Annotated in this window: 18 protein-coding genes and 2 pseudogenes; 10 read left to right on the forward strand and 10 right to left on the reverse strand. The window is 43.3% G+C overall.

Translation table 11 applies throughout. From position 1 onward, the window contains the following. Position 1: 1 nt before the first annotated feature. From gldH to BLW31_RS25075, 8 genes and pseudogenes are all read right to left on the reverse strand, one after another. The gene (gene gldH / locus BLW31_RS18695) at positions 2 to 481 is read right to left on the reverse strand and encodes a gliding motility lipoprotein GldH (RefSeq protein ID WP_022301036.1); all 480 of its coding nucleotides are present in this window, start codon (positions 479 to 481) and stop codon (positions 2 to 4) included. After that, positions 459 to 2,024 (reverse strand): regulatory iron-sulfur-containing complex subunit RicT, encoded by a 1,566-nt coding sequence (locus BLW31_RS18700; protein ID WP_010536458.1) that lies wholly within the window; start codon positions 2,022 to 2,024, stop codon positions 459 to 461. Before BLW31_RS18700 ends, gldH begins: the two co-directional genes overlap by 23 nt. Positions 2,025 to 2,038: 14 nt before the next feature. Further along, a complete protein-coding gene (locus BLW31_RS18705) occupies positions 2,039 to 3,163 on the reverse strand; it encodes a DNA polymerase III subunit (RefSeq protein WP_010536459.1) in 1,125 nt (374 codons plus the stop codon). A gap of 1 nt (position 3,164) precedes the next feature. Next, positions 3,165 to 4,118 (reverse strand): methylenetetrahydrofolate reductase [NAD(P)H], encoded by a 954-nt coding sequence (gene metF, locus BLW31_RS18710; protein WP_010536460.1) that lies wholly within the window; start codon positions 4,116 to 4,118, stop codon positions 3,165 to 3,167. A gap of 155 nt (positions 4,119 to 4,273) precedes the next feature. Further along, positions 4,274 to 4,804 (reverse strand): hypothetical protein, encoded by a 531-nt coding sequence (locus tag BLW31_RS18715; protein ID WP_022301037.1) that lies wholly within the window; start codon positions 4,802 to 4,804, stop codon positions 4,274 to 4,276. Between the two features lie 254 nt (positions 4,805 to 5,058). Then, the gene (locus BLW31_RS18720) at positions 5,059 to 5,571 is read right to left on the reverse strand and encodes a ferritin-like domain-containing protein (RefSeq protein WP_010536462.1); all 513 of its coding nucleotides are present in this window, start codon (positions 5,569 to 5,571) and stop codon (positions 5,059 to 5,061) included. A gap of 383 nt (positions 5,572 to 5,954) precedes the next feature. Next, positions 5,955 to 6,808: pseudogene (locus tag BLW31_RS18725) on the reverse strand (fusion protein). Positions 6,809 to 7,378: 570 nt separating this feature from the next. Beyond that, positions 7,379 to 7,534: a LytTR family transcriptional regulator DNA-binding domain-containing protein gene (locus tag BLW31_RS25075; protein WP_349931292.1), complete on the reverse strand. Its 156-nt coding sequence runs from the start codon at positions 7,532 to 7,534 to the stop codon at positions 7,379 to 7,381. Positions 7,535 to 8,146: 612 nt separating this feature from the next. On the opposite strand from BLW31_RS25075, the gene BLW31_RS18740 reads away from it, so the two are divergent. Continuing rightward, positions 8,147 to 8,662, forward strand: a complete 516-nt coding sequence (locus BLW31_RS18740) for a hypothetical protein (protein WP_010536463.1) — start codon at positions 8,147 to 8,149, stop codon at positions 8,660 to 8,662. A gap of 237 nt (positions 8,663 to 8,899) precedes the next feature. On the opposite strand, the gene BLW31_RS18745 is transcribed toward BLW31_RS18740, so the two are convergent. Together BLW31_RS18745 and BLW31_RS18750 are read right to left on the reverse strand one after the other, a co-directional pair. Next, positions 8,900 to 9,655 (reverse strand): LytR/AlgR family response regulator transcription factor, encoded by a 756-nt coding sequence (locus BLW31_RS18745; protein WP_010536464.1) that lies wholly within the window; start codon positions 9,653 to 9,655, stop codon positions 8,900 to 8,902. A gap of 4 nt (positions 9,656 to 9,659) precedes the next feature. Continuing rightward, positions 9,660 to 10,727 (reverse strand): sensor histidine kinase, encoded by a 1,068-nt coding sequence (locus tag BLW31_RS18750; RefSeq protein ID WP_010536465.1) that lies wholly within the window; start codon positions 10,725 to 10,727, stop codon positions 9,660 to 9,662. A 486-nt stretch (positions 10,728 to 11,213) separates the two neighbouring features. Here BLW31_RS18750 and BLW31_RS18760 point away from each other — a divergent pair, with 486 nt between their 5' ends. The 9 genes and pseudogenes from BLW31_RS18760 to BLW31_RS18795 form a co-directional block, all read left to right on the forward strand. Then, positions 11,214 to 12,239, forward strand: a complete 1,026-nt coding sequence (locus BLW31_RS18760) for a BamA/TamA family outer membrane protein (RefSeq protein WP_229035683.1) — start codon at positions 11,214 to 11,216, stop codon at positions 12,237 to 12,239. A gap of 379 nt (positions 12,240 to 12,618) precedes the next feature. Next, on the forward strand, positions 12,619 to 14,133 hold the full coding sequence (locus BLW31_RS18765; RefSeq protein WP_229035681.1) for a phosphoethanolamine transferase family protein: 1,515 nt from the start codon (positions 12,619 to 12,621) through the stop codon (positions 14,131 to 14,133). A 216-nt stretch (positions 14,134 to 14,349) separates the two neighbouring features. Beyond that, positions 14,350 to 14,583 carry a hypothetical protein gene (locus tag BLW31_RS18770; protein ID WP_138336290.1) on the forward strand — a complete coding sequence of 78 codons (234 nt, stop codon included), beginning with the start codon at positions 14,350 to 14,352 and terminating at the stop codon, positions 14,581 to 14,583. A 4-nt stretch (positions 14,584 to 14,587) separates the two neighbouring features. Continuing rightward, complete coding sequence (locus BLW31_RS24525; RefSeq protein ID WP_022301045.1) at positions 14,588 to 14,725, forward strand: hypothetical protein; 138 nt, start codon at positions 14,588 to 14,590, stop codon at positions 14,723 to 14,725. 18 nt (positions 14,726 to 14,743) lie between these two features. After that, positions 14,744 to 15,367, forward strand: a complete 624-nt coding sequence (locus BLW31_RS18775) for an AMP-binding protein (protein ID WP_010536470.1) — start codon at positions 14,744 to 14,746, stop codon at positions 15,365 to 15,367. A 109-nt stretch (positions 15,368 to 15,476) separates the two neighbouring features. After that, entirely contained in the window at positions 15,477 to 16,595 is a 1,119-nt protein-coding gene (locus tag BLW31_RS18780) for an efflux RND transporter periplasmic adaptor subunit (RefSeq protein ID WP_010536471.1), read from the forward strand. Then, complete coding sequence (locus BLW31_RS18785; RefSeq protein WP_010536472.1) at positions 16,592 to 19,777, forward strand: efflux RND transporter permease subunit; 3,186 nt, start codon at positions 16,592 to 16,594, stop codon at positions 19,775 to 19,777. The genes BLW31_RS18780 and BLW31_RS18785 overlap by 4 nt, the downstream gene beginning before the upstream one ends. Then, positions 19,774 to 21,126 carry an efflux transporter outer membrane subunit gene (locus BLW31_RS18790; RefSeq protein WP_010536473.1) on the forward strand — a complete coding sequence of 451 codons (1,353 nt, stop codon included), beginning with the start codon at positions 19,774 to 19,776 and terminating at the stop codon, positions 21,124 to 21,126. The genes BLW31_RS18785 and BLW31_RS18790 overlap by 4 nt, the downstream gene beginning before the upstream one ends. Before the next feature lie 258 nt (positions 21,127 to 21,384). After that, a pseudogene (locus tag BLW31_RS18795) lies at positions 21,385 to 21,797 on the forward strand (hybrid sensor histidine kinase/response regulator); the annotation flags it as partial. Between the last annotated feature and the right edge of the window lie 593 nt (positions 21,798 to 22,390).

Genomic DNA, 22,390 nt, shown 5'->3' on the forward strand with positions numbered 1-22,390 from the left:
TTTATTCTTTTTGTCTTTCGATTCGGATGCCGACGTCATTGAGTCCGGTTAACTTCTCATCCTGCATTCCGTGCATGATTTTGATGGTATAGTTTCCGGGATGCAGCGGGCGGACGGACTTGACAAAAACAGCAGTCTGATAAATGCTTCCCCATCCATTTCCCAGCCATCTTCCTGTCGTATCTGCCAGATTGATTGCTATCGTGTCGGTACGCCACACGGTAGAGTCAAGGAGATTCTCCTGGATGAACAGGTAAAGGTTGTGGTAAGGATATTCACTTCTGTTGCGCACTTCCGCGAATAATCTGAGTGTAGCAGGGATGCTGTCTGTAACAGGACACTGAAAAGAGAGTGTATCACTCTTTGCCCATCCCTCGTTGGGCAGGGACTGGTAAGAGTGATACACGGTATTTTCATTGCAGGCTGCCATGAGGCAGACACCGAGCAAACAAAATAAGTTATTCCTGAGCAGGCTTCTCATTATTTTGCGGTTTCTCTTGATTCGGATTTCTTTCAGGTCTCGGAGCACGTTCCTGATGGGGCTGCTTTCCTTGTTCCTGTGATCGTTCTTGATTCTGCGGACGTTCCTGATTTTGAGGGCGTTCCTGTTTCGGCTGGCGTTCTCTATTTTGTGGACGCTCCTGGTTGGCCGGACGTTCCTGATTCTGCGGACGGTTCGGATTTTGTGGACGCTCTTGATTCTGTCCTCTTTCCGGACGTCTGTTTTCATTATTTCGTCCTTGGTTCTGTCCTCTGTTCCGGTTATTATTATTTCTCGGGCGATTTTCTCTGTCTCCTTTTTCCCCTCTGTTTCCGTTTTCTGACGGTTGCGGACGGTTTTCGTTCTCTCCTCTCTGAGGTTGTTGCGGACGATTTCCACCTTCAGCCTGTGCCTGCGGGCGGTTATCATTGTTTCCTTTCCTTTTCTTCTTATTCCGGTTGGCGTTGTTTCCTTCCTTGTTGTTCCGGTTGCGGTCGAAGCGGGTGAGACTTTCCTGTTCCAGCAGGTCTGTCGGCTTTTTGGGTTCTTGCTTGACTTCAGCTTCGAGCAGACTGTCGGGCTTCATTCCCTTCTTGTTCATGGCAATGACCTCGAAAGCACGTTTTCCGCTGATTGTAACCAGATTGGCAGGGAAGTTCTTATCTGTCGAGTAAGAAACCTGATTGCTCAGGATATCAGCTTTGAAGAAATAGAAAGTGCCGTCTTTCGTTTCCAATTCGATTTCTCTGGAAGGAAGACGTTTCTGGGCTTCCACATAGCAGTCTACCTCATAGTTCAGACAACATTTTAGTTTGGCGCATTGTCCGGCAAGCTTTTGAGGATTCAGTGAGATATCCTGAAAGCGGGCAGCGCTTGTAGACACCGATACGAAACTCGTCATCCAGGTGGCACAGCAAAGCTCCCGTCCACAAGGACCGATACCACCGATACGTCCGGCTTCCTGTCGCGCACCGATCTGTTTCATTTCAATACGGACGCGGAAAGCTTCGGCAAGTACCTTAATCAGCTGTCGGAAGTCCACACGTTCATCAGCGATGTAGTAGAAAATAGCCTTGTTGCCATCCCCCTGATATTCTACGTCACCGATTTTCATATCCAGATTCAGGTTCAGTGCAATCTGGCGGGCACGGATCATGGTCGCGTGTTCCTTTGCTTTCGCTTCGTTGAATTTCTCCATATCCACCGGCTTGGCTTTTCGGTAGACTCTTTTTATTTCCGCATCCGTCTTGAAGTTCGCTTTCTTCATCTGTAGCGGAACAAGTCTTCCGGTCAGGGTCACTACACCGATGTCATGTCCGGGAGCAGCTTCCACGGCAACAATATCTCCCTTTTCCAGTTTGATTTTATTGCTGTTGCGGTAATAGCCTTTCCGGGTATTTTTAAATTGCACTTCCACCATATCGCACTCTTCCGCATTGCCCGGTATGTCTGCCAGCCAGTCGTAAGTGTTCAGTTTCTTATCTTGTCGGGAGCATCCTTTGCAGCAAAGACCGCCACTCCCATTATGAAGCTTATATTCCATAGTTTATATATTTATTATTGCTTCAACAGTACGATCATCTTCAGAGAGAAGTCGAAGAATACCATCTTGGCATTTACATTTTGTTCTATATGCAGTTGCGCTTCGCTCAGTTCATCCATGATGCCCATCACGTTTCGTTCGTTGACAAAAGGGGCAAAGCGAGAGGCGAAATTTTGTTCATTGATTGTCATATACGTCAGGTCACGCTGATGCAGGTTGAATATGAAGTTCTCGCGAATCATACGCTGGCAGTATTCCAGAAAGTTCTTCTGGCGTTCACGTCCCATGCCGGCAACCTGTTCGCTCCATAGTTTCATTTCCCTGATTTTCCGTTGATAGGACAATCGCATCAGGCTAACAAATAAGTCGAAGAATAACTGATTCTCTTCGTTCAGATGAATGGTTTCCAGTGCTTTGATGAAGTTTCCGTTTGCCAGGTGGGCAATGGAAAGACTGTCGGCAGGCTGGATGCCATATTTAGTCTGTAATATCCGGTCGATAGCCGGTTCGTCAATTTTTCGCACGTTCATGCGCTGAGTACGGCTCAGAATGGTGGGCAGAATCATTTCCGGAGCTTCCGATACGAGCAGGAAGATGGTTTTCTCCGGCGGCTCTTCAAGCAGTTTCAATAGTTTGTTGGCGCATACCGGATGCATCTTTTCGGGTAGCCAGAGAATAGTGATCTTGAATCCTCCTTCGCTCGATTTGAGGCTGAGCTTTTTCAGAATCTCGTCACTCTCTTTCGCATAGATGATGGCCTGTGCATTCTCGGCATCCATTTCTCTCAGCCAATGATTCAGGTTGAAATACGGATTGTTGAGTACGAATTGTCTCCAGTCCGCAATATAATCGTCGCACACTTCCCGTTTTCCTTTTGAGCTTTTCACGATAGGGAACACGAAATGTACGTCCGGGTGTACCAGTTTGTTGAATTTCACACATGACGGACATGCTCCGCAGGCATCCGTTTCACCTCGGTTGGTGCAACTGATGTAGCGTGCATAAGCAATAGCCAACGGCATTTTGCCGACTCCTTCGGGACCACAGATGAGTTGGGCATGCGGTATGCGCCCTTCACTCACTTCCTGAATGAGCCGCTGCTTGATTTCTTCTTGTCCGATTACGTCTCTGAAAAACATGTCAATAAATGATTTTAGCCACTTCTTTGATACTGTCCACTGCTCCGATGGAGTAGAAGTGGATACTCGGCACTCCATGTGCCATCAACTCCTTGCATTGGGCGACGCACCATTCGATGCCTACCTGCTCGGCTTCCTTGTCATTCTTGCATTTCAAAGCCTCTTTCACCAAATCTTCCGGCAAGTCTACTTTGAATGTCTTGGGTACCATGCTGAGTTGAGATAACTTCTTGAATGGCTTGATGCCCGGAATGATAGGTACATTGATGCCTGCTGCCTTTGCTTGTTCTACAAATTCGAAGTATTTCTTATTGTCGTAGAATAACTGTGTCACTGCATATTCGGCGCCTGCTTCCACTTTCTTTTTCAGCCAGAAGAGGTCGGACTCGATGTTGGGGGCCTCTTCATGTTTCTCCGGATAGCAAGCCACACCGTAGGAGAACGGGCTGTTGGTTACTTTCATTTCCGAACCGTCGACAAAGATTCCCTTATTGAAATTGTTGATTTGCTCTTGCAGTTCGATCGCATGATGGTATCCGTCTCCTTCGGGAGTGAATACTGACTCATGCTTGGCTTTATCGCCCCGGAGTACCAGCAAATCAGTGATATTCAGAAATTGCAGGTCGAGCAGTACATATTCTGTCTCTTCGCGGGAGAAACCGCTGCATAGTATATGCGGCACTACCGTGATATTATATTTGTTCTGGATAGCGGCGGCTACGGCAACAGTCCCCGGACGTCTTCTCAGCCGGTTTCGTTGGAAAAGTCCGTTACCCAGGTCTTTGTATACGTATTCGCTGCGGTGCGTGGTGATATTGATATATTTCGGATCAAACTCCCGAAGGGTATCGACAGTCTGATACAGCTTTTCGATGCCTGTACCTTTCAGAGGAGGAAGGATTTCGAAAGAGAAAGCTGTTTTTTCGCTGTTATGTATTAAATCAATTACTCTCATTCTTTTTCGTTGATGTTCGTTGTCTACTTGAATTAAACGTGCATATTGGGACAAAAATACGAAAAAAGAAAGATTTCTTCTTGATTTGTTTGAAAATAGTTTGGTTTTTATCGCACTATTACGTAAAAGTGGGGATGGATAAATAGAACGGACTCTTATTTATAGTGTTCTAAGAAATTCTCCAGAGCGATGATCTTGTCATTCCGCAGGTACTGCATGTCTATGACCGGAATGTAACTATATGGAATAAACTGTAACAGTCGTACGGCTGCAAATTTCTTATCAGCCGACATGAGGACATCCAGACGGAGGTTTCCGCCCTTTTCTTTCTTTATGTTGAAACTGTTGGAAAAATTCCCGGATTCAATCATTTCTTTCAGTGATTCCATATACTTCAGGTTGAATGAATAGTTCTTCTCTTTGACAACACTTTTGGTTGGCAGGTATTTCATTTCCTTAGACCGGAATTTGAGCTGGTATATACCTATAGCACAGATTAGTATACATGTGATAAGATATAAAATGTTGCCCGATGAAATCTCATCTATATTAAGTAGAACTGCTTCGGGCAAGTGAGAGAGTCCTATTAGCAGGATGAGTACTCCAATGATCGTTTTTTTTACGTTCAATCGTTTTCTGATATCTTGATTGGATAATCTGTCTGTTTTTGATAATTGATTTTGCATAGTCCCTTCATTTGATATGTTAATACCTATTATATCTACGCACTTGTAGATAAGTGCGGTTGCAAATGTAGAGGGAATAAAATGAAATCTGCTGTTCCAATCCGGATAGAAATTGTTCAAAAGGAGTTTAAAGGAATATAAACTTTTGTGCGTCTTTGATGTGTGTATATGAAAAAGGCAATCTCAGCGAGGGAATGTCTTTTAATATTCTCTTTTTAAGATTGCCTTTTACTCACTTTCTACTGGGTGGGAAATTACTTTTCGAGAAATGATTTTTTCATTCTGGCAATGTCAGTCAGGTAATCCTGAAGATCTTGCTCATGTTCTTCTTCTTCGGCAAGAATATGTTTTGCAATATCACAGGTGGTGAAATCTTTTCCATTAGTGAAGTCGGCAATTTCTTGATAACGTAGTATTGCGCAACGCTCAGAAGCTACATTATCTTTCAGCAGACTTACAGAATCAAATCCTTGGGGAGCATCATATTTGCATCTTGCCAGTTCGAACCATTTCTTCGGGTCCAATACGGGTACTCCTTCCAGTTCGATAATGCGGTCGGCAAGCAGTTGCGCATGTCTGCGTTCTTCTTCTGCATGTTCTTCGAACTCGCCTTGTACGTCTGCACGCATAGCGCCTTCTACTACTAATGCGCCTACCCAATACTGGTAGTATGCCAGCCATTCTTCAGACAATGCTGCATTCAACTGTGAAATCAAGCTTTCTACATCCAGCTTTCCTTGTAAGATTTTTACGCTTTCTCTAGCCATAATTTAAAAGTTTAGGTTACTATATTTAAGTTCGATATGTAACAGACAGGAGATGTTTTTGTTTGGGCTCGTGTAAGTTTTAACAGACTGATTTTTTTTTGCCTGCTCATACATCCCAATCGTTTTTTTGTTTAATCTCTTTTTATTGTATGTGTAAACTGTCGCATTTATAACTTGAATTCAGCAATTCAGCTCCTGTTGCGTTAGTCGTTCTTCGTCACTTTTTACCATCAAAAGTGACGAAGAACCCTTTTCTTTGGATTCCTCGGATAACTCGGTTGTCTGATAAAGGGTATATGTTCTTGTTTCTGTTTTCATATCATTGTATGTTTAGAAGTTCTTTGATAGGTAGGGCAGTTTGTTCTGCTCTGTCTTTTCTGTTTCTATGCGTTGGTGCACGCTGCGAGCGTCTCATGTACTTTCTGCTCCTGCTTCCTGCTATAAATCCACTCTGCACGCCTTTCACCGTTGTAGGTGAGGTTTGCACGGAACAGACCGTTCAAACCTTTCAAGACGTTCTTTATCGGTTTGGTGTCCCCGAATACGGCAATCGCTTTTTCGCTGTACTCCACGATTTCAAGATTGAACGGGGAAAGGTCTGCGGATGTTGTCGGCTGTTGCTCTCCTGCTTCCCTCTGCGGTGCTTTCAGACAAATGTTAGCTTCATCCCCTGCGGTATAGGCGTATCGTTCGATGAACTTTTCAAGGTCGTAAATTTCTTCTTTTGAAATCGTCCAACTGCTGTACTTGTTGCATCCCAAATACATGCCGTCCCATACTGTAGTTTTCATGGTGTTCGTATTCTTTGTCATATTCTGCCAAATAAGCCGTTCTCTCAAAATTGGCGGCATACTTGTACATTTCGGGAAAAAGGTTGCGTGTATGGGTGGAAAAGCCTAAAATCACGGTTCTTTCTATACGGTAGTCGTAGTAGTCCGTATAGCTTTTGCACTCGCTCACCCGTAATTCACCGATAATAACGGCTTTCGCATCATCGTAATAGATACCTATCCCGAATTTTTCCGACAAAGGTCGGATAAGGTCGGAAGTATGAAATTCGTAGGTTAGCAGATTGATAAGATGATAGGTTATTCTCCACTTATTGCGGGTCACTTCATACATTACATAACTGTCGTAGTTGTAGCCTTCCAATACTACCACTTGATTGACTGAAATGGTCTGTTCGTCTCTGTCGTAACTTCTGTTGTTACACTCCTAATAAATGCACATTGTTCATAATGAGTTGTTTTTTAATGATTAATATTTCGTTTCAGAGTATCACGCATAAAAGGATGATGAAAAGGACAAGCACGAAAATAGAGAGGAAAGCGGAAAGAATATGCCACACGGCACGGATGAGGAAAACCACTACCGCCAAAACCGCCAACGTGGGCGGAATACCGCCTAAATCTGTCACCACACCACCAACAGGCTCACATGAAACGCACCGCCACGTACACCACGAAACCGACCAACGACTACTTTGCTAAATTTTTTATGCCTTGTCGGTGGCTTCACCTTGCTCGTTTCAGGGGGCAGCTACGGTCGGAGTCCCTAAAAATCTGCAATGGGAAGTCATGACGGGGTAATAAAATTGAGGAAATTGTTATATGGGAAAAAGAGATAAGGAAATACGGCAATACGGCAAGATTTGAGTACTAGCTATTGAGACAAATTATGCTCACACTAAACGGAGACGTTTTATCATTTTATATCTTTGCCAAAGCTATTTACAATATTCATTCTGTGGGTTAGAACAGACTTTATTTGCCAACCCAGCTTTTCAATATAGGAACCTTGTTCTTACTTATTGTGAGTTCCGCATTAGAATAGTTTTTAAACGGAGGATAAGTTTTCCTCTAAAATAATTTTCTAAAAACAATATACTGTCTATATTCACGATGTACTGGTGGTTCGCACGGAAGAAATGTTTGGGGTTGAGTTGTTTTTCTAAATCGTACATGTTAACAGAAGCCGCTTCGGAAGTACCGTTGCACAGAAACAGATGTACAATTTTGTTTTCGGTAAAACGGCGGAGACAAGGTAGTTGTTAAGGGCTGTAAAGAATGCTGATGCATAGATGTTAAAGCCCGGCAATAGAAATGAGATACCATAAAGCCGAAAATCAAATGTCGTCAGGGAAAGGAGCTTTTTGTTGTTACCGACAAAAATACTTGCTTACGGGAATATGAATATTTCGGTAAAAGTAAACAATAATAATCCTGAAATGCCGGTGAAGTGCAGACTACCACGATACATATTTTTGCAGTTCATCAAGCCTTCCGGTATCATAGTTATAATTGATAATCGGAGCTGTACCTATGCCGAAGCTTAGAAATACCGCAAGAAAAATGAGATTGGCATATTGGATGCCCCCAAAGGCAGTTATTTCATTTTCTCAAATAAATATGGAAGTATTGCGGACCACTTTTTCCGTTTCACGTGCCATTTTTATCACTTCGCGCAGATTTCAATAGTTGAGGATAGAAATGTGTAGTAATTTTACATCCGTGATCTTATAAACAAAAAACGATGATAACCAAAAGATTCCTTTGCTCATACTGCTGCTGTTACTATGCCTTACCATTTGGCAGCTTGTAATAAAGACGAACCTATTTCTTGTGGAGAAAGGACACCGAAGAAGGAACCAACTGATAAGTTCAAGGTTGTGTGGAATATACTCATAGACAATGAGATTTCCATAAATGAAATATTCATCGGGAACAAATATTTAGGAGTCCCAGATTGGCCTTGCAATGGACATCCACCGCATATATTTCCAGGTGGCACCTTTCCGCAAAGTGCTTTTGCAACTTCTTTTGACAGGGAGATGACCAATGACAAACATCCGATTAATGTTTATACCGATTTTAGTGAGCCGTATATTGCCACAATCGAATATCCAAATGGGATTGCATATATGCAATTTCTGAAAGATATTTTGGAATCAGATGAATGCCGAAAATGCAAAGGCCATATACCTAAATTGCACAAGTTTCGGGTGGAACAAACTAAAGAAGTGTCAAACATAAAACTCTTCTTTCCTGACAATGAAAGGTTAGGAGAAACTATTGAACAGATTGTCAATTAAAAAATCACTACGAAGAAGGTAAAGAGTTGGGTCGTAAGTGAATTTATTTTCAGAGGATTTATCATCACTATGGATACACCTGCTCAAGGGATTTTCATCGATTTATCTGAAAACATCAACAATCTTGCTTATGTACGTAGGATAACCTATGGGGTAACAGGGTATTTCGTGATTGCCGGTAACCTAACCTATCAGGAGGTATTGACATATCTTACGAAATCATCTATATCATCTACCTCACCGATCGAGCCATTTTTTCAGCAACGGAGCTTTATCTTTGCTAATGATTATTTCCACGTCGGGATATCCTTTCAACCGTAGGACGAGTTTACCCCCAAAGTAATTACCCAAATATTTGATGCTTTCCATACGAACAATGTACTGGCGGTTCGCACGAAAGAAGTGTTCGGGGTTGAGCTGTTTCTCTAAATCGTCCATGCTGACAGAAACCGCTTCGGAAGTGCCATCGCGCAGAAACAGACGTACAATCTTATTTTCGGTGAAAACATAACAGATATCATTCACGGACACAGTTTTGTAACCGTCACGATAAGGAATCAAAAAACGCTCGCGGTATTTATAATTACTGCGTTCCATAGCTTCGATGAGCTGGTGAAGATTATCTTCCGTAGTATTCAAAGCATATTGTTTCACTTTACAGATGGCTTGGGCCAGCTCATCCTTATCGACCGGTTTCAGCAAGTAGTCGAAACTATTGTATTTAAAAGCCCGAATGGCATACTCATCATAGGCTGTTGTAAAAATCACCGGAATGGGTGAGCCAGCTTCTTTGAGTGCATCAAAACTTAAGCCGTCGGATAACCGAATGTCCGACAAAATCACATCGGGAGACGATTGAGTTTGCAAATATGCGATTGTGTCTTTGACACTGGTCATCGGACCTGAGATTATGAATGTCGGGTCGATTTTCTGCAACAGACGTATCAGTCTGTCGGCATTTCGCTGTTCGTCTTCAAGTATAAGTATATTCATGACGTTAGTGAGTATTATTGAGTATTGGTAGACTGACCGAATAATCCCGGTCGGTCTTTTGGATGATAACCTCTTGATGGCTTAGGAGCGCATACCGTTCGCGGATATTTTTTTGTCCGAGGCCGGTAGACTCTATGGAAGACAACAACGGCGATAACAGGTTACGTACAACGATATGGTTTTCAATTCGCAGGATGTCTATAGATAGAGGCGCGTCAGGAGAGTGCCCGTTATGTTTGATGGCGTTTTCCACCAACAATTGCAGACAAGCAGGGGGAATGGATTTCTTTTCCTTTCTCAGTGAGTCTTCGATATGGACTACGACGCTTTCACCATATCGCATTTTAATCAGGTAGAGATAGGAATCGAGGAATCGTATCTCTTCGCAAACGGAAATAACGGTACGTTCTAAATTTTGAATAATGTATCGGTATACTTTCGACAGATTACTGAGGAAGCATTCGGCCAATGCAGGATTTTCTTCGATTAATTCGGATAAGATACTGAAATTGTTGAACATGAAATGCGGGTCGATTTGCGCTTTAAGGAACTGAAGCTGTGATTGAAGCGCAATTTCCTTTTCTTTCATCAAAGCGGTTTCCAACCGACTTTTTTCATCATTTGCCTGTATGTAGGATTCAAGATAGATGGCACAGGAATAGATGCAGGAGATGAAAGTGGCTATCATGCCGTAGATGTAGACGTTCTTCATGTAGAATGCCTCACCGAAGGAGGATTCTAACAACCGGTTATACGCCTCGGTCATCCCGTAGGCCATCAGGTTGTTGAGCAGGAACAACAGGCAGGTATAGATGACCAGCCTTTTGTAAGACCGCCCTTCCGACGGGATGAAGCGAAACAGCAGATGACTATAGAGTAAAGACATGAATGTGAAGAGAATGCACAATACAAAGTCAATGAGCATCTCCGCCATGAAAGACCCTCCGTTCTCAACGGTCAAATCCTCGTCGCCGACTATCAGCCACAATATAATGTATAACCCGTAAGCTATCAACGACAAGGATATGCAGTTCTTCCAATTCAATATATTTGTTTTGCTTTCTTTTTTCATATTACGACTATTTGTTCAATAATTATATTTTGCCTTATAACGTTTCAAACAATAGGTTGTGAACATAAGCGCTCCTGTTTCTACAAACGTGATAGCAAGCCAAATTTTGTCTATGTCAAAAAGTACAGGAATAACAATGGCTGTGATGCTCTTGCATACGATCGTGTCGTATATCCATGTGCTATTTTGTTGTTATAAAACGGATACAAAGATACTTATTACACAAGGCTTTGGAAAGAAAAAAAATCTCAAACCGCTAAAAAAACATTTGAAACGACAGAAAGAGGGTTCGTATCACCCAGTTTATTCTTTTAAGAATAGGACATCATCCAATTTTATAATTTTCTAAGACGAAATATCCAAGGGCGCATTCAGGCGTTTCAACAGCGGATACTGGCGGTTGGGTATAATAGTGCTTTCGTTTTGATAAGGCAACCGATACATTTGTTTCTGTTTTTCGATTCTATATTTTACTAATTTATGGAGATGATAAGAAGAGTTTTGATAGCGACCATTGTTTTACTCTCAGGCAGTACACTTTTCGCCCCAAATAAGTATTTTAAACGGAATGACCAAGTAAAAGCAGCCCGACACTCTGATGAGAAAGGACAATATAAAGATGTGTCTCTTGCTTTAGGCGACTGTCTGGAAGATGAGATTATGCCTGAAGTGGATTACAGGCTGGACACCTTGGTACAGTCTGCTACAGATAGCATTATCAAAAATAATCTGTTTCAGCGGATTTACAGATACTTTCAACAATCCAATGAAGTCCGAAACGATAAAAAAATCGATTTCAGTATCATCGGAGGACCGCATTTTTCCAAAGATACTAAATTGGGATTAGGAATAGTCGCATCCGGCCTATACCGGTTGGATAGAGCCGGTATGTCTCTTTCTCCTTCTAATATATCTCTTTACGGGGATATTACTACTACCGGTTTTTATTTGTTGGGGATTGACGGGAATACCATTTTTCCCCGTGACCTTTACCGTTTGGATGTTAATATGTACTTTTTCTCTTTTCTCAGCCAATACTGGGGCATTGGTTATGGGAACGGAAAACGGAATGATGGGTACACCGAGTATAAAAGAAAAGAAATACAAATCAAACTGGACTTTTACCGTGAAATAGCTCTAAACACCTTTATCGGAGTTACAGGTATGTACCGTCATGTCAATGGAAAAGATTTTAAAGATATTCGTTTTCTGGAAGGCGAAAGAAATAAGATATCCAGTTTGGGAGGAGGTTTCATTCTTACTTATGATTCGCGGGATTTTATTCCCAATCCTTACAAAGGAACTTATGCTAAGATTGAACAAACCTTTTTTCCAAAATTTCTGGGCAATTGCTATTCTTTTCAGAGAACAGACCTACAAATCAGGCATTACGACGAACTTTGGAAAGGAGCTGTACTGGCTTACGATTTGAATGGAACATTTAAACCCGGAAATACTCCCTGGAGTATGGTAGCCCACTTGGGAAAGAAACTTTACCCAGTTATGGTTTAGGCTACCGCTGGGAATTTAAGAACCGGGTAAATATTCGTCTGGATTATGGAATAGGAAAAGGCCAAAGTTCGTTTTATTTCAATATCAACGAAGCGTTTTGAGTATTTTCTTTCTTATAACAAGGTATAGAGTCATTTAATAAAAAAGTACGAACAACTTATTTAAACCCTAAAAAATGATAGTTTTTAAGTTTCGACAGTTCATTCATCGTTCATTTCACAACCCGAAGCTGTTATTCTGGTTTTTTATCGGCATAAATCTGATTCCCAGTATTTGTCTGTTTTTTACAGAACCCTTTTCTATAACAGGAAAATTAGTTCTTCTTCTCTTTCCTCTGGGGCTTTATCTTTTATTTTTTAGTCTGTCAAAAGATACGGGCTTGATACAACTTGTTCTTTTCCCTTTACTTTTTCTCCACGCTTTCCAGTTGGTACTTTTTTACCTTTTTGGAGAAGCGGTGATAGCTGTAGACATGTTTCTGAATCTGGCGACGACTAATGCCAGCGAAGCCGGGGAATTGCTGGATAATATCTGGCCGGCCATTATTCTTGTTTGTGCATTGTATATCCCCACTATAATTGTTGCTGTTATTGCCTGCAAACTCAAGTTATATCTTCCGGTTTCCTTCCGGAAGAAATGGATAGCTACAGGTGCTTTATGGATGTTTTTGTCTTGTTTATTGTTGTTTACTTCTAATAATAACAATACAGGACGTTTCACGCTGCACGAAGATGTTTATCCGGTAAATGTGGTCTATAATTGTGGATTTGCCATAAATAAATGGCGTCATTCCCAGCAATACCCTGTCTTATCCAAAAATTTCACATTTAAGGCCCATAAAGATGTCCGGTCCTCGAAGCGGGAAATCTATGTGCTCGTTATCGGAGAAGCCAGCCGGGCAGAAAACTGGAGTCTTTACGGTTATCCCCGGGAAACGAACCCTCTTTTAGCGCAAACCTCCGGTTTAGTTGTTTACAAAGATGCCATTACTCAATCCAACACCACTCACAAAAGTGTTCCTCTTATTTTGTCGGCGGCTTCTGCCGAAGATTATAGTGTCGTTTACACGCATAAAAGTATTCTGACTGCTTTTAAAGAAGCCGGATTTACAACCATATTCCTATCCAACCAGACTCCCAATCGTTCTTTTACGGACTTCTATTTTCAGGAAGCCGACCATCATCAAAATATACGCTGTTCTCCGGACGGAGGTATGACTACCGTCAATAATTTCGACGAAGCCATGTTGCCCCTGCTGCAACATTATGTCGACTCCATTTCCGGGAATCTTTTTGTGGTTCTGTATACCTACGGCTCCCACTTCAATTACAAAGAACGTTATCCGGAAATTTTTTCCCTATATGAGCCGGATAATGTCGCCAATGTAAAAGTGGAAAACAAGGTTCAACTTATCAATGCTTACGATAATAGTATACGTTACACTGACAATTTTTTATATACTCTGATAGGGATGTTGAGAAAGCAAGAAGTTATTTCTGCCCTGTTTTATACACCCGATCATGGCGAAGATATGTTGGATGATAGACGAAAACGTTTTTTACATTCTTCTCCGAACCCTACCTTTTATCAATTGTATATTCCTATGTTTATATGGTTTTCGGAAAACTACCAAAGGGATTTTCCTGAAAAGGTCGGCTATGCAGTACAAAATAAGCCTAAACCAGTTGCTACAAATGCGGTCTTTCATATGATGCTGGATGTAGCTTTTATCCAGACACCTTATCTACAACCCGGCTTATCTTTAGTGAGTTCCGATTTTCAGACCAGACAGCGTATGTATTTGAACGATCATGATAAACCCATTTTTTTCTATAATGCCGGACTTAAAAAAGCCGATAAACAAATGATTGATAAACGGAAGCTATCACATTAAGTGTGCCTGTGATAAATGCTTAAATGTGCCCTATGGTTAAAAAAATAGCCGGAGTTGTGTGATTGGTTGTTTCAGATGCCGATTTAGGCGGTTCGGGAAGTTTCGGATTGTCTGGGTTTAAGGAATACGGTTATTTTGCTTTCTCAAAGTTAGGGAAAAATAAACGTAAAAATGGGTATTTTTTCCTATAACAAACACTTAAATTTCAAAGAGAATATGTGGAAACTAAAATTAAAGGTCTGTCTTATTAATTTCTTGGCCTATAGCTTGTGTACTTTTCTTCTGTACCTGTGCTTCCAACGGCAAGCCCTGTACAGACGGGACTTCGGATTTACTGCCATCGGTTACATGTACAAGCAGAAAGGTGAAAACTCCGGTTTCTCTCCTTCTATCGTTTCTCTACCCGATCCGCTTTCCTGCAAGATGAATTACTCAACGAAAAACAGATAAAATTATGGAACAAGTATTGCCATTTACTTTTGCCTTGATGATTCTCGGTACCGGTTCGTATAGCGCGGATAATGAAACGACATCGCAAGAATCGAAGCCCGAACACTCCCAAAACAACCTAATCGAAACAGAGCATGAATAAAATATATATAGTCTGGATATGCTGGCGGATATAATGAAAGCTGCACTAAAATATGCCGACCGTCCGGCATTCGTCATAGAAGACGAGACCTACACTTATAGCAGGCTGGTGGGACAGGCAATAAGTATCAGCCATACCCTCCGTAACCTGAAAGAAAACGTAGTAGGCATTGCGGCAGAAAACCGGATAGAAACGTATGCTTCCATATTGGCGGTATTACTGGCAGGAAAGACGTATGTAATCCTGCATCCCGACTATCCTGCGGAAAGGAAACGGCAGATAGCCCGGCAAGCCGGCATAGGATTACTGCTTTATGGTCCTGAAGGAAATACCGTATTGCCGCCGGATGTTGCTGAGCGTGCCGTTTTCCAATCGCAGCTTGCTTTACTCAATGACATTGCCGACCTGCTAAACCGCCACCATTGCCGTGTGCGCATTCTGATTAGTCCTGATTATAACCAGAAAGTGCTGCATCCCAAAGATAAAGAAATCTTATGCAAGCTATTCGGTGAAGCGAACGTGTTTGATTTTAGCGGTATCAATGAATATACCAATGATTACCATTATTATTATGAACAGGGACATTACCGTCCCCTGTTGGGAAAGAAGTTAATGGAACGAATATATGGACATTCTCTTTAGAGAAGTTAAAAAGTCGTTTCGATAATCGTTTTAGCGGGTTCGGTAAGAATTTGATTGTCCCGGGGCTCCCGACGGGTCTATCTTTGTATTCAAAATGATAATTAATAAGATGAAGACAACTATTATTTATTTAAGCATTTCCCTCCTTCTGGTCATGCTGGTGTCATGTAATAGCCAGGAGCAAGCCGGTGAACAACCAGACTATCCTGTAATAACCATAACCACTTCTTCTGCCGAGATAGTAGAAACCTATACCGGGTCTATTCAGGGCCGTCAGGACATCGACATTTATCCGCAAGTGGAAGGAAAGATAGAACGGGTATGTGTGGAAGAAGGCGAAAAGGTAAAAAAGGGCCAAACGCTTTTCATCCTTGACCAAGTGCCTTACAGGGCCTCCCTGCGCACGGCGGAAGCCAACGTCCATGCCGCAGAAGCCCAGGTGGCAACGGCGCAACTCGACTATGAGAGCAAACAGATACTTTTTCGAGAGAATGTCGTTTCCGAATATGAGTTATCTTCCGCGCATAATGCTTTGTCCGTGGCTCAGGCCGGACTGGAGCAGGCAAAGGCAGAAGCGGTGAATGCCCGAAACAGTCTTTCCTATACAGAGGTCAAAAGCCCGTCAGACGGCATAGTGGGCACGTTGCCCTATAAGGCCGGAGCGCTGGTGAGTGCATCCCTGCCGCAACCGCTGACTACCGTTTCGGACAATGCCGAGATGTATGTCTACTTTTCCATGACGGAGAACCAACTTCGCCAGCTTCTTCGAAAATACAGAATACCGGAGAAAGCGATTGAACAGATGCCCCAGATAGAACTTCAGCTTAACGACGGCTCGATGTACGGCGAGAAAGGGCGTATTGCCACATTCAGCGGCCAGATCAACCGCGAGACGGGCAGTGTTTCGGTACGGAGCGTTTTTCCCAATCCGGATAAAATGCTCTGGAGCGGCGGTATCGGCAACGTGATTATCCGTCGCACCGTGGACGACTGTATCGTAATTCCGCAAAACGTCACCTATGAACTCCAGGACAAGATTGTAGTATATAAGGTGGTGGACGATTGCGCGGTGGCTACTTTCATCACCGTGGAAAGGCTGCATGACGGAAAGACTTATATCGTAACCGGCGGTCTTCGTCCCGGAGATGTGCTAATCAGCGACGGTATAGGGCAGCTTAAAGACGGAATGAAGATTAAGATTGCAAACCAAACAAAGGAGGAAAAATGAATCTGAAATTTTTTATAGACCGCCCTGTATTATCCGCCGTTATTTCGGTTGTCATCATGTTGCTGGGGGCAATAGGCTTGGCATCGTTGCCCATAGAACAGTATCCCGAAATTGCTCCTCCGACCATTCAAGTCTACACGCAATATCCCGGTGCGAATGCGGAAACCGTGCAGAAGGCCGTTATCGTTCCGCTGGAAGAGGCTATTAACGGTGTGGAGGGACTTAATTACATCACCTCCACCGCATCGAACAGCGGCGATGTGACCATTAACATTTATTTCAAGCAAAAGACCGACCCCGATATGGCGGCTGTAAACGTACAGAATCGTGTATCGAAGGCACTTGGCCTGCTTCCGGCGGAAGTGACGAAAATTGGCGTGACGACTGAAAAACAGCAGAATGCCGAATTGAAGACTTTCGCTCTCTATGCGCCGGAGGACAAATATGATCGCCAGTTCCTGAATAATTATCTGAAAATTAATGTCGAACCGCGTATTAAACGGGTAAGCGGTGTGGGTAACGTAATGCAACTGGGATCGAACTACAGTATGCGTATTTGGTTGAAGCCCGACAAAATGGCGCAATATAAACTGGTCCCATCGGACATATCAGCCGTTCTTGCCAACCAGAATATAGAGGCCGCTACCGGTCAGTTCGGCGAGAATCATGACAATGCCCATCAATATACGATGAAATATCGTGGACGCCTTTCCCAACCGGACGAGTTTGAAAACTTGGTGGTGCGCTCGTTGCCCAATGGAGAAGTGCTTCGGCTCAAAGAGGTTGCCGATATTGAATTGGGGGATGAAGCCTACAATTATAATGTAACATTAAACGGACATCCGGCTGCCATGTCGATTATTTACCAGACATCGGGGTCGAATGCTTCTCAGACCATCAACGAGATAGACCGCGTGTTGGAGGAATTGAGTGCCGGCTTGCCGGCAGGAATGGAGTTTGTCACCCTGAACGACACCAACCGTTTTCTATACGCCTCGATACATGAAGTAGTGGAAACACTTCTCATTGCTATTTTGCTCGTGGTCTTTGTGGTGTATCTCTTTTTGCAGGATTTGCGTTCCACGTTTATTCCCACGGTTGCCATATTCGTTTCCATTATAGGAACGTTTGCCGTGCTCCAGGCTATCGGATTCTCCATCAACCTGCTGACCCTGTTTGCACTGGTGCTCGCTATCGGCACAGTGGTGGATGATGCTATTGTGGTGGTCGAGGCGGTACAGGCGAAATTCGATGAAGGTTGTCGCTCGTCTTATAAGGCTGCCATCGAGGCGATGGGTAACGTGGCTTCGGCCATATTAACCTCTACGTTGATTTTCATGGCTGTATTTATTCCGGTATCCATGATTGGAGGTACGTCGGGAGAATTTTACAAACAGTTTGGTCTGACCATGGCTATTGCTGTCGGCATATCGGCCATCAACGCTTTTACCTTGTCACCTGCACTGTGCGCCTTGTTGCTCAGGCCCTATAAGGACGAGTTCGGACGGGAAAAGAATAATTTCGCGGCACGGTTCCGTCGCCGGTTCAATAAGATGTTCGAGACTTTTACGGGCGGATACCTGAAAGGAGTAAATAGATTCGTGAAACGCCGTTGGGCGGTGTGGAGTATACTTACAGTCTCTGTTATGGCGCTTGTATTGTTGATGCACGGCACAAAGACGGGTTTGGTTCCCCAAGAGGATACCGGAACTGTTCTCATCAGCATAAACCTAAAACCCGGTTCATCCATGGAAGAAAACAAGAAAATGCTGGATAAATTCGGTAAAAGATTGTCGGAAATTCCCGCCATCCAATATCACGCTGATGTATCGGGCTATTCATTCGACGGTGCGGGCCCTTCAATGGGAATGGTGTTTGTTTCCTTGCGTCCGTGGGACGAAAGGAAAAGTGAGGAAGCGTCGGCTTACGGTGTACTTTACAGCATTTATGAACTTGCCACAGAATTTCCCGGTATGGAAATGTTTGCAATGACGCCTCCGATGATTCCGGGTTATGGCATGAGCAGCGGTTTTGAGCTTTATCTTCAGGATAAGCTGGCGGGCGACGTGCATGAATTCAAGAAAGTAGCCGATGCGTTTATTGCCGCTTTGTCGGAACGCCCTGAAATAGGCCAGGTGTACTCCTCCTTTAAAACTGACTATCCTCAATACTGGGTGGATATCGACGCAGCCAAATGCGAACAGGCCGGCATCACTTCCGGTGAAGTACTTCAGACTCTCGGCGCATATTATTCAGGAGAATATATCTCGGATTTCAACCGCTTCTCCAAGATATACCGCGTGATGATGCAGGGCACACCCGACTCGCGCATCACGCCCGAGTCGCTCAACCATGTTTTCGCACGTACGACAAACGGAAAAATGATCCCTTTGAGCCAGTTTGTAAAACTTACTAAGACCAGTGGTCCCTCGGACTTGTCGCGTTTCAACCTTTACAATTCACTGCCCATCAGCGGTATGGCTGCTGAAGGTTACAGTACGGGAGAAGCGCTGAAAGCCATCAAGGAGACTGCCGCCGAGATACTTTCCGCGAATTACAGCTACGAACTTGGGGGGCTGTCGCGTGAAGAGGAGAAAACCACCGGCAGTTCGGCCATTATATTTGCTATCTGCCTTGTATTGATTTATCTGATACTCTGCGCACTCTACGAAAGTATTTTCGTGCCGTTGGCAATTATCCTTTCCGTACCCTGCGGACTGCTCGGCTGCTTTATTTTTGCGCAAGCGTTCGGGCTGGAAAATAATATCTATATGCAGACCGGCATTATCATGCTCATTGGGCTTTTGGCAAAAACCGCCATTCTGCTGACCGAATATGCCGCGCAATGCCGGAAAGGAGGAGCGTCACTCAAAGAGGCTGCCGTGGTTTCTGCCAAGATACGTTTCCGTCCGATTCTAATGACTGCACTGACCATGATTTTCGGACTTATTCCGCTGATGTTTTCAAACGGGGCGGGTGCTTATGGAAACTTCTCCCTTTCATCGACAGCAGTAGGCGGCATGCTGATAGGTACGTTGGCATTACTTTTCCTTGTGCCACCGCTATTTATGGTATTTCAGAATATTCAGGAAAAGGTGTTCTCCGAAAAATCGGCGTATAATAGTACCGAAGAAGCGGTACAAACCGAACCGGATAAATTAAAGAAAGGATATGACTTATGAAGCGATTGATTATATTGAGCTTGACACTGGTTTTATTGGCAGGTTGCGGCGTTTACCGGAAATACGAACGCTCAGAACTACCGGCTGAGAACCTGTTTCTGAATTCAGAGACACAAGACACGGCAACCATAGCTACTATTCCGTGGCAGGAGTTTTTTACCGATACGCACCTCCGTGCCTTGATAGAACAAGGATTGCGGCAGAACACGGACTTCCGCGTTGCCCGCCTCCGGGTGGAAGCGGCGGAAGCGGTGCTGAGGAATGCCCGCTTGGCTTATTTACCTGCGATATCTTTGAACCCGGAAGCGTCCGTCAGTCAATTTGACGGATCTCGCGCGAAGAGTTATAATCTGGCAGTAGCGGCAAATTGGGAAATCGATTTGTTCGGCAAAGTAACGAACGCCAAACGAGGCGCACGATCGGCATTGGAACAGAGTCGGACGTACCGTCAAGCGGTGCAAACGCAACTGGTTGCAACCATTGCCAACAGTTACTATACACTTTTAATGTTGGATAACCAACTTGCTATCAGCCGGCAAACTTATGAAAGCTGGACGGAGACAGAGCGTACCCTCGAAGCACTGAAACGGGCAGGTCAGTCCAACGATGCAGCCGTACTGCAAGCACGCGGCAGTCGGCTGGCTCTCGAAGCCTCCATGCTGACGCTGGAGAAAGAGATTCGGAATACCGAAAACAGTATTTGTGCATTGCTTGGTATGCCCTTGATGCCTATCGAACGGAGCGCGATGGCCGGACAACTCTTTCCCGATACATTGGCTGTCGGTATCCCGGTGCAATTACTCGCCAACCGGCCTGATGTGCGGCAAGCGGAGCATGTCTTGGCAGAGGCTTTTTATGCAACAAACACAGCCCGGGCAGCTTTTTATCCGAGTATCAACCTCTCCGGCAGTGCAGGATGGACGAATAACAACGGCGGTATAGTGCTCAACCCGGGCAAATGGCTTCTCAATGCCATGGGGGCATTGATCCAACCCTTGTTCAATAACGGACGGAATATCGCTAACCTGAAAGTCGCCAAGGCCCGGCAGGAAGAAGCCTCCCTGCTTTTCCAACAGTCGTTATTGGACGCCGGAAAAGAGGTTAATGATGCGCTGATCCAATGGCAGATTGCCCATCAGCGAATCCTTATCGGTGTCGAACAGATAGCTGCACTGCAAGAAGCTGTACGCAAAACGGAATTGCTGATGCGCCACACTTCGACTAACTATCTGGAAGTGCTCATCGCCCGTCAAAACTTGCTCGAAGCACAACAAATAGCTGCGCAAGACCAATTCGACAAAATCCAGGGAGTGATAAATTTGTATCACGCATTGGGAGGAGGATGGTGAAAAAATAGTATTTATTTCTTCTAGTTCTTAAAAACAAATTGATTACGGTAAAAGCAGATATCAAGTATATATTCAACGTCCAACTGGTGAACAATACTGTGACAGTGGAAAATGTGGACGGCAAGATTGCTGAATGCCGAAATTATATAGACTCCAAATAAATCAGATAAGATACTAACGAATTATAAGCCTGTATCACAGATTTATAAAATAGAACTATTAAATTATTTTGTCGCAGATAAAAATACTAATATGTAAATGAGTCAAATCAAGTATTCTAAAGTAGATAATCTTTCATTTATGCTCCGGTTAAAAATTATATCTGGATATATACCACTACTTCTTTTATTTAAGCATCATTATAGGTTTAGTATGACTGGTATACAAAAAAATGGAAAATTTGGGGCATGAAGAATTATATATTTAGTCAAAAAAGAGAAGCAGTAAATCAAACTTTTAAGAAATTACTTGATTTCTCTTTCTCTGATGATTTTCTACTGCTTCGGGATAATGACAAATTCGATGAGTACCGGATAAAGCGTGAAGTGGCAACAAGTGCCCTGAGCGGATTAAAACAATATTATACGAGCGACGTTCAACATTCACAAATAGATAAAATATCTGCCTTGTTACAGGAAAAAGAAAACCTGTTGTTTGGAGTGATTATCACTGAAAAATAGTTTTCTGATTTTATTGTATTATAATAGTATTTACCACCAAAAGCTCCTGTTGATTAAGTATATGTTTTGCTCCCATGCTCTCACTTTTTGCTTGTATCGTCTTATTCATCGTTGTTACAGCTGTGATAGCAGCTGTGGTAGCAAGTGTGGTAGCAGGCATTTGCTCTCACTCTATATTCATGCTTTAATACACATTTTTCTTGATATTGTAATCTTGTATTCAGTATGTTAACCTCTTATCTGTCAACTATTAATAATTGACGTTCCATCTGTTAATAATTGATATATCAGGTATTAAGATCTGATACTCCCTCTATTATTGTGTGATAAATGCTTTTTTCGCTTATGTCCATACTCCTGTTCTTCCTAAGAGAACAGGTTAATCGGGACATTGTTATGGTCGGGTTGGTTGAATCGTGCGGTACTTTTACTCCACTCGTGCGTTCATTTCACTCCAATCATGCGTTCCTCCTTATCCACTCATGCGGTCCTCTGCTCCCGTCTCCGGTTGTTTCCTGAAGTTTCTTGCCTCTTGAAACTCCAGTTCCAGATGGTTTGAAACTTTAGTTTCCCCTGCTTGAAAC

The organism is Bacteroides faecis MAJ27 (assembly GCF_900106755.1).
Classification (GTDB): Bacteria; Bacteroidota; Bacteroidia; order Bacteroidales; family Bacteroidaceae; genus Bacteroides; species Bacteroides faecis.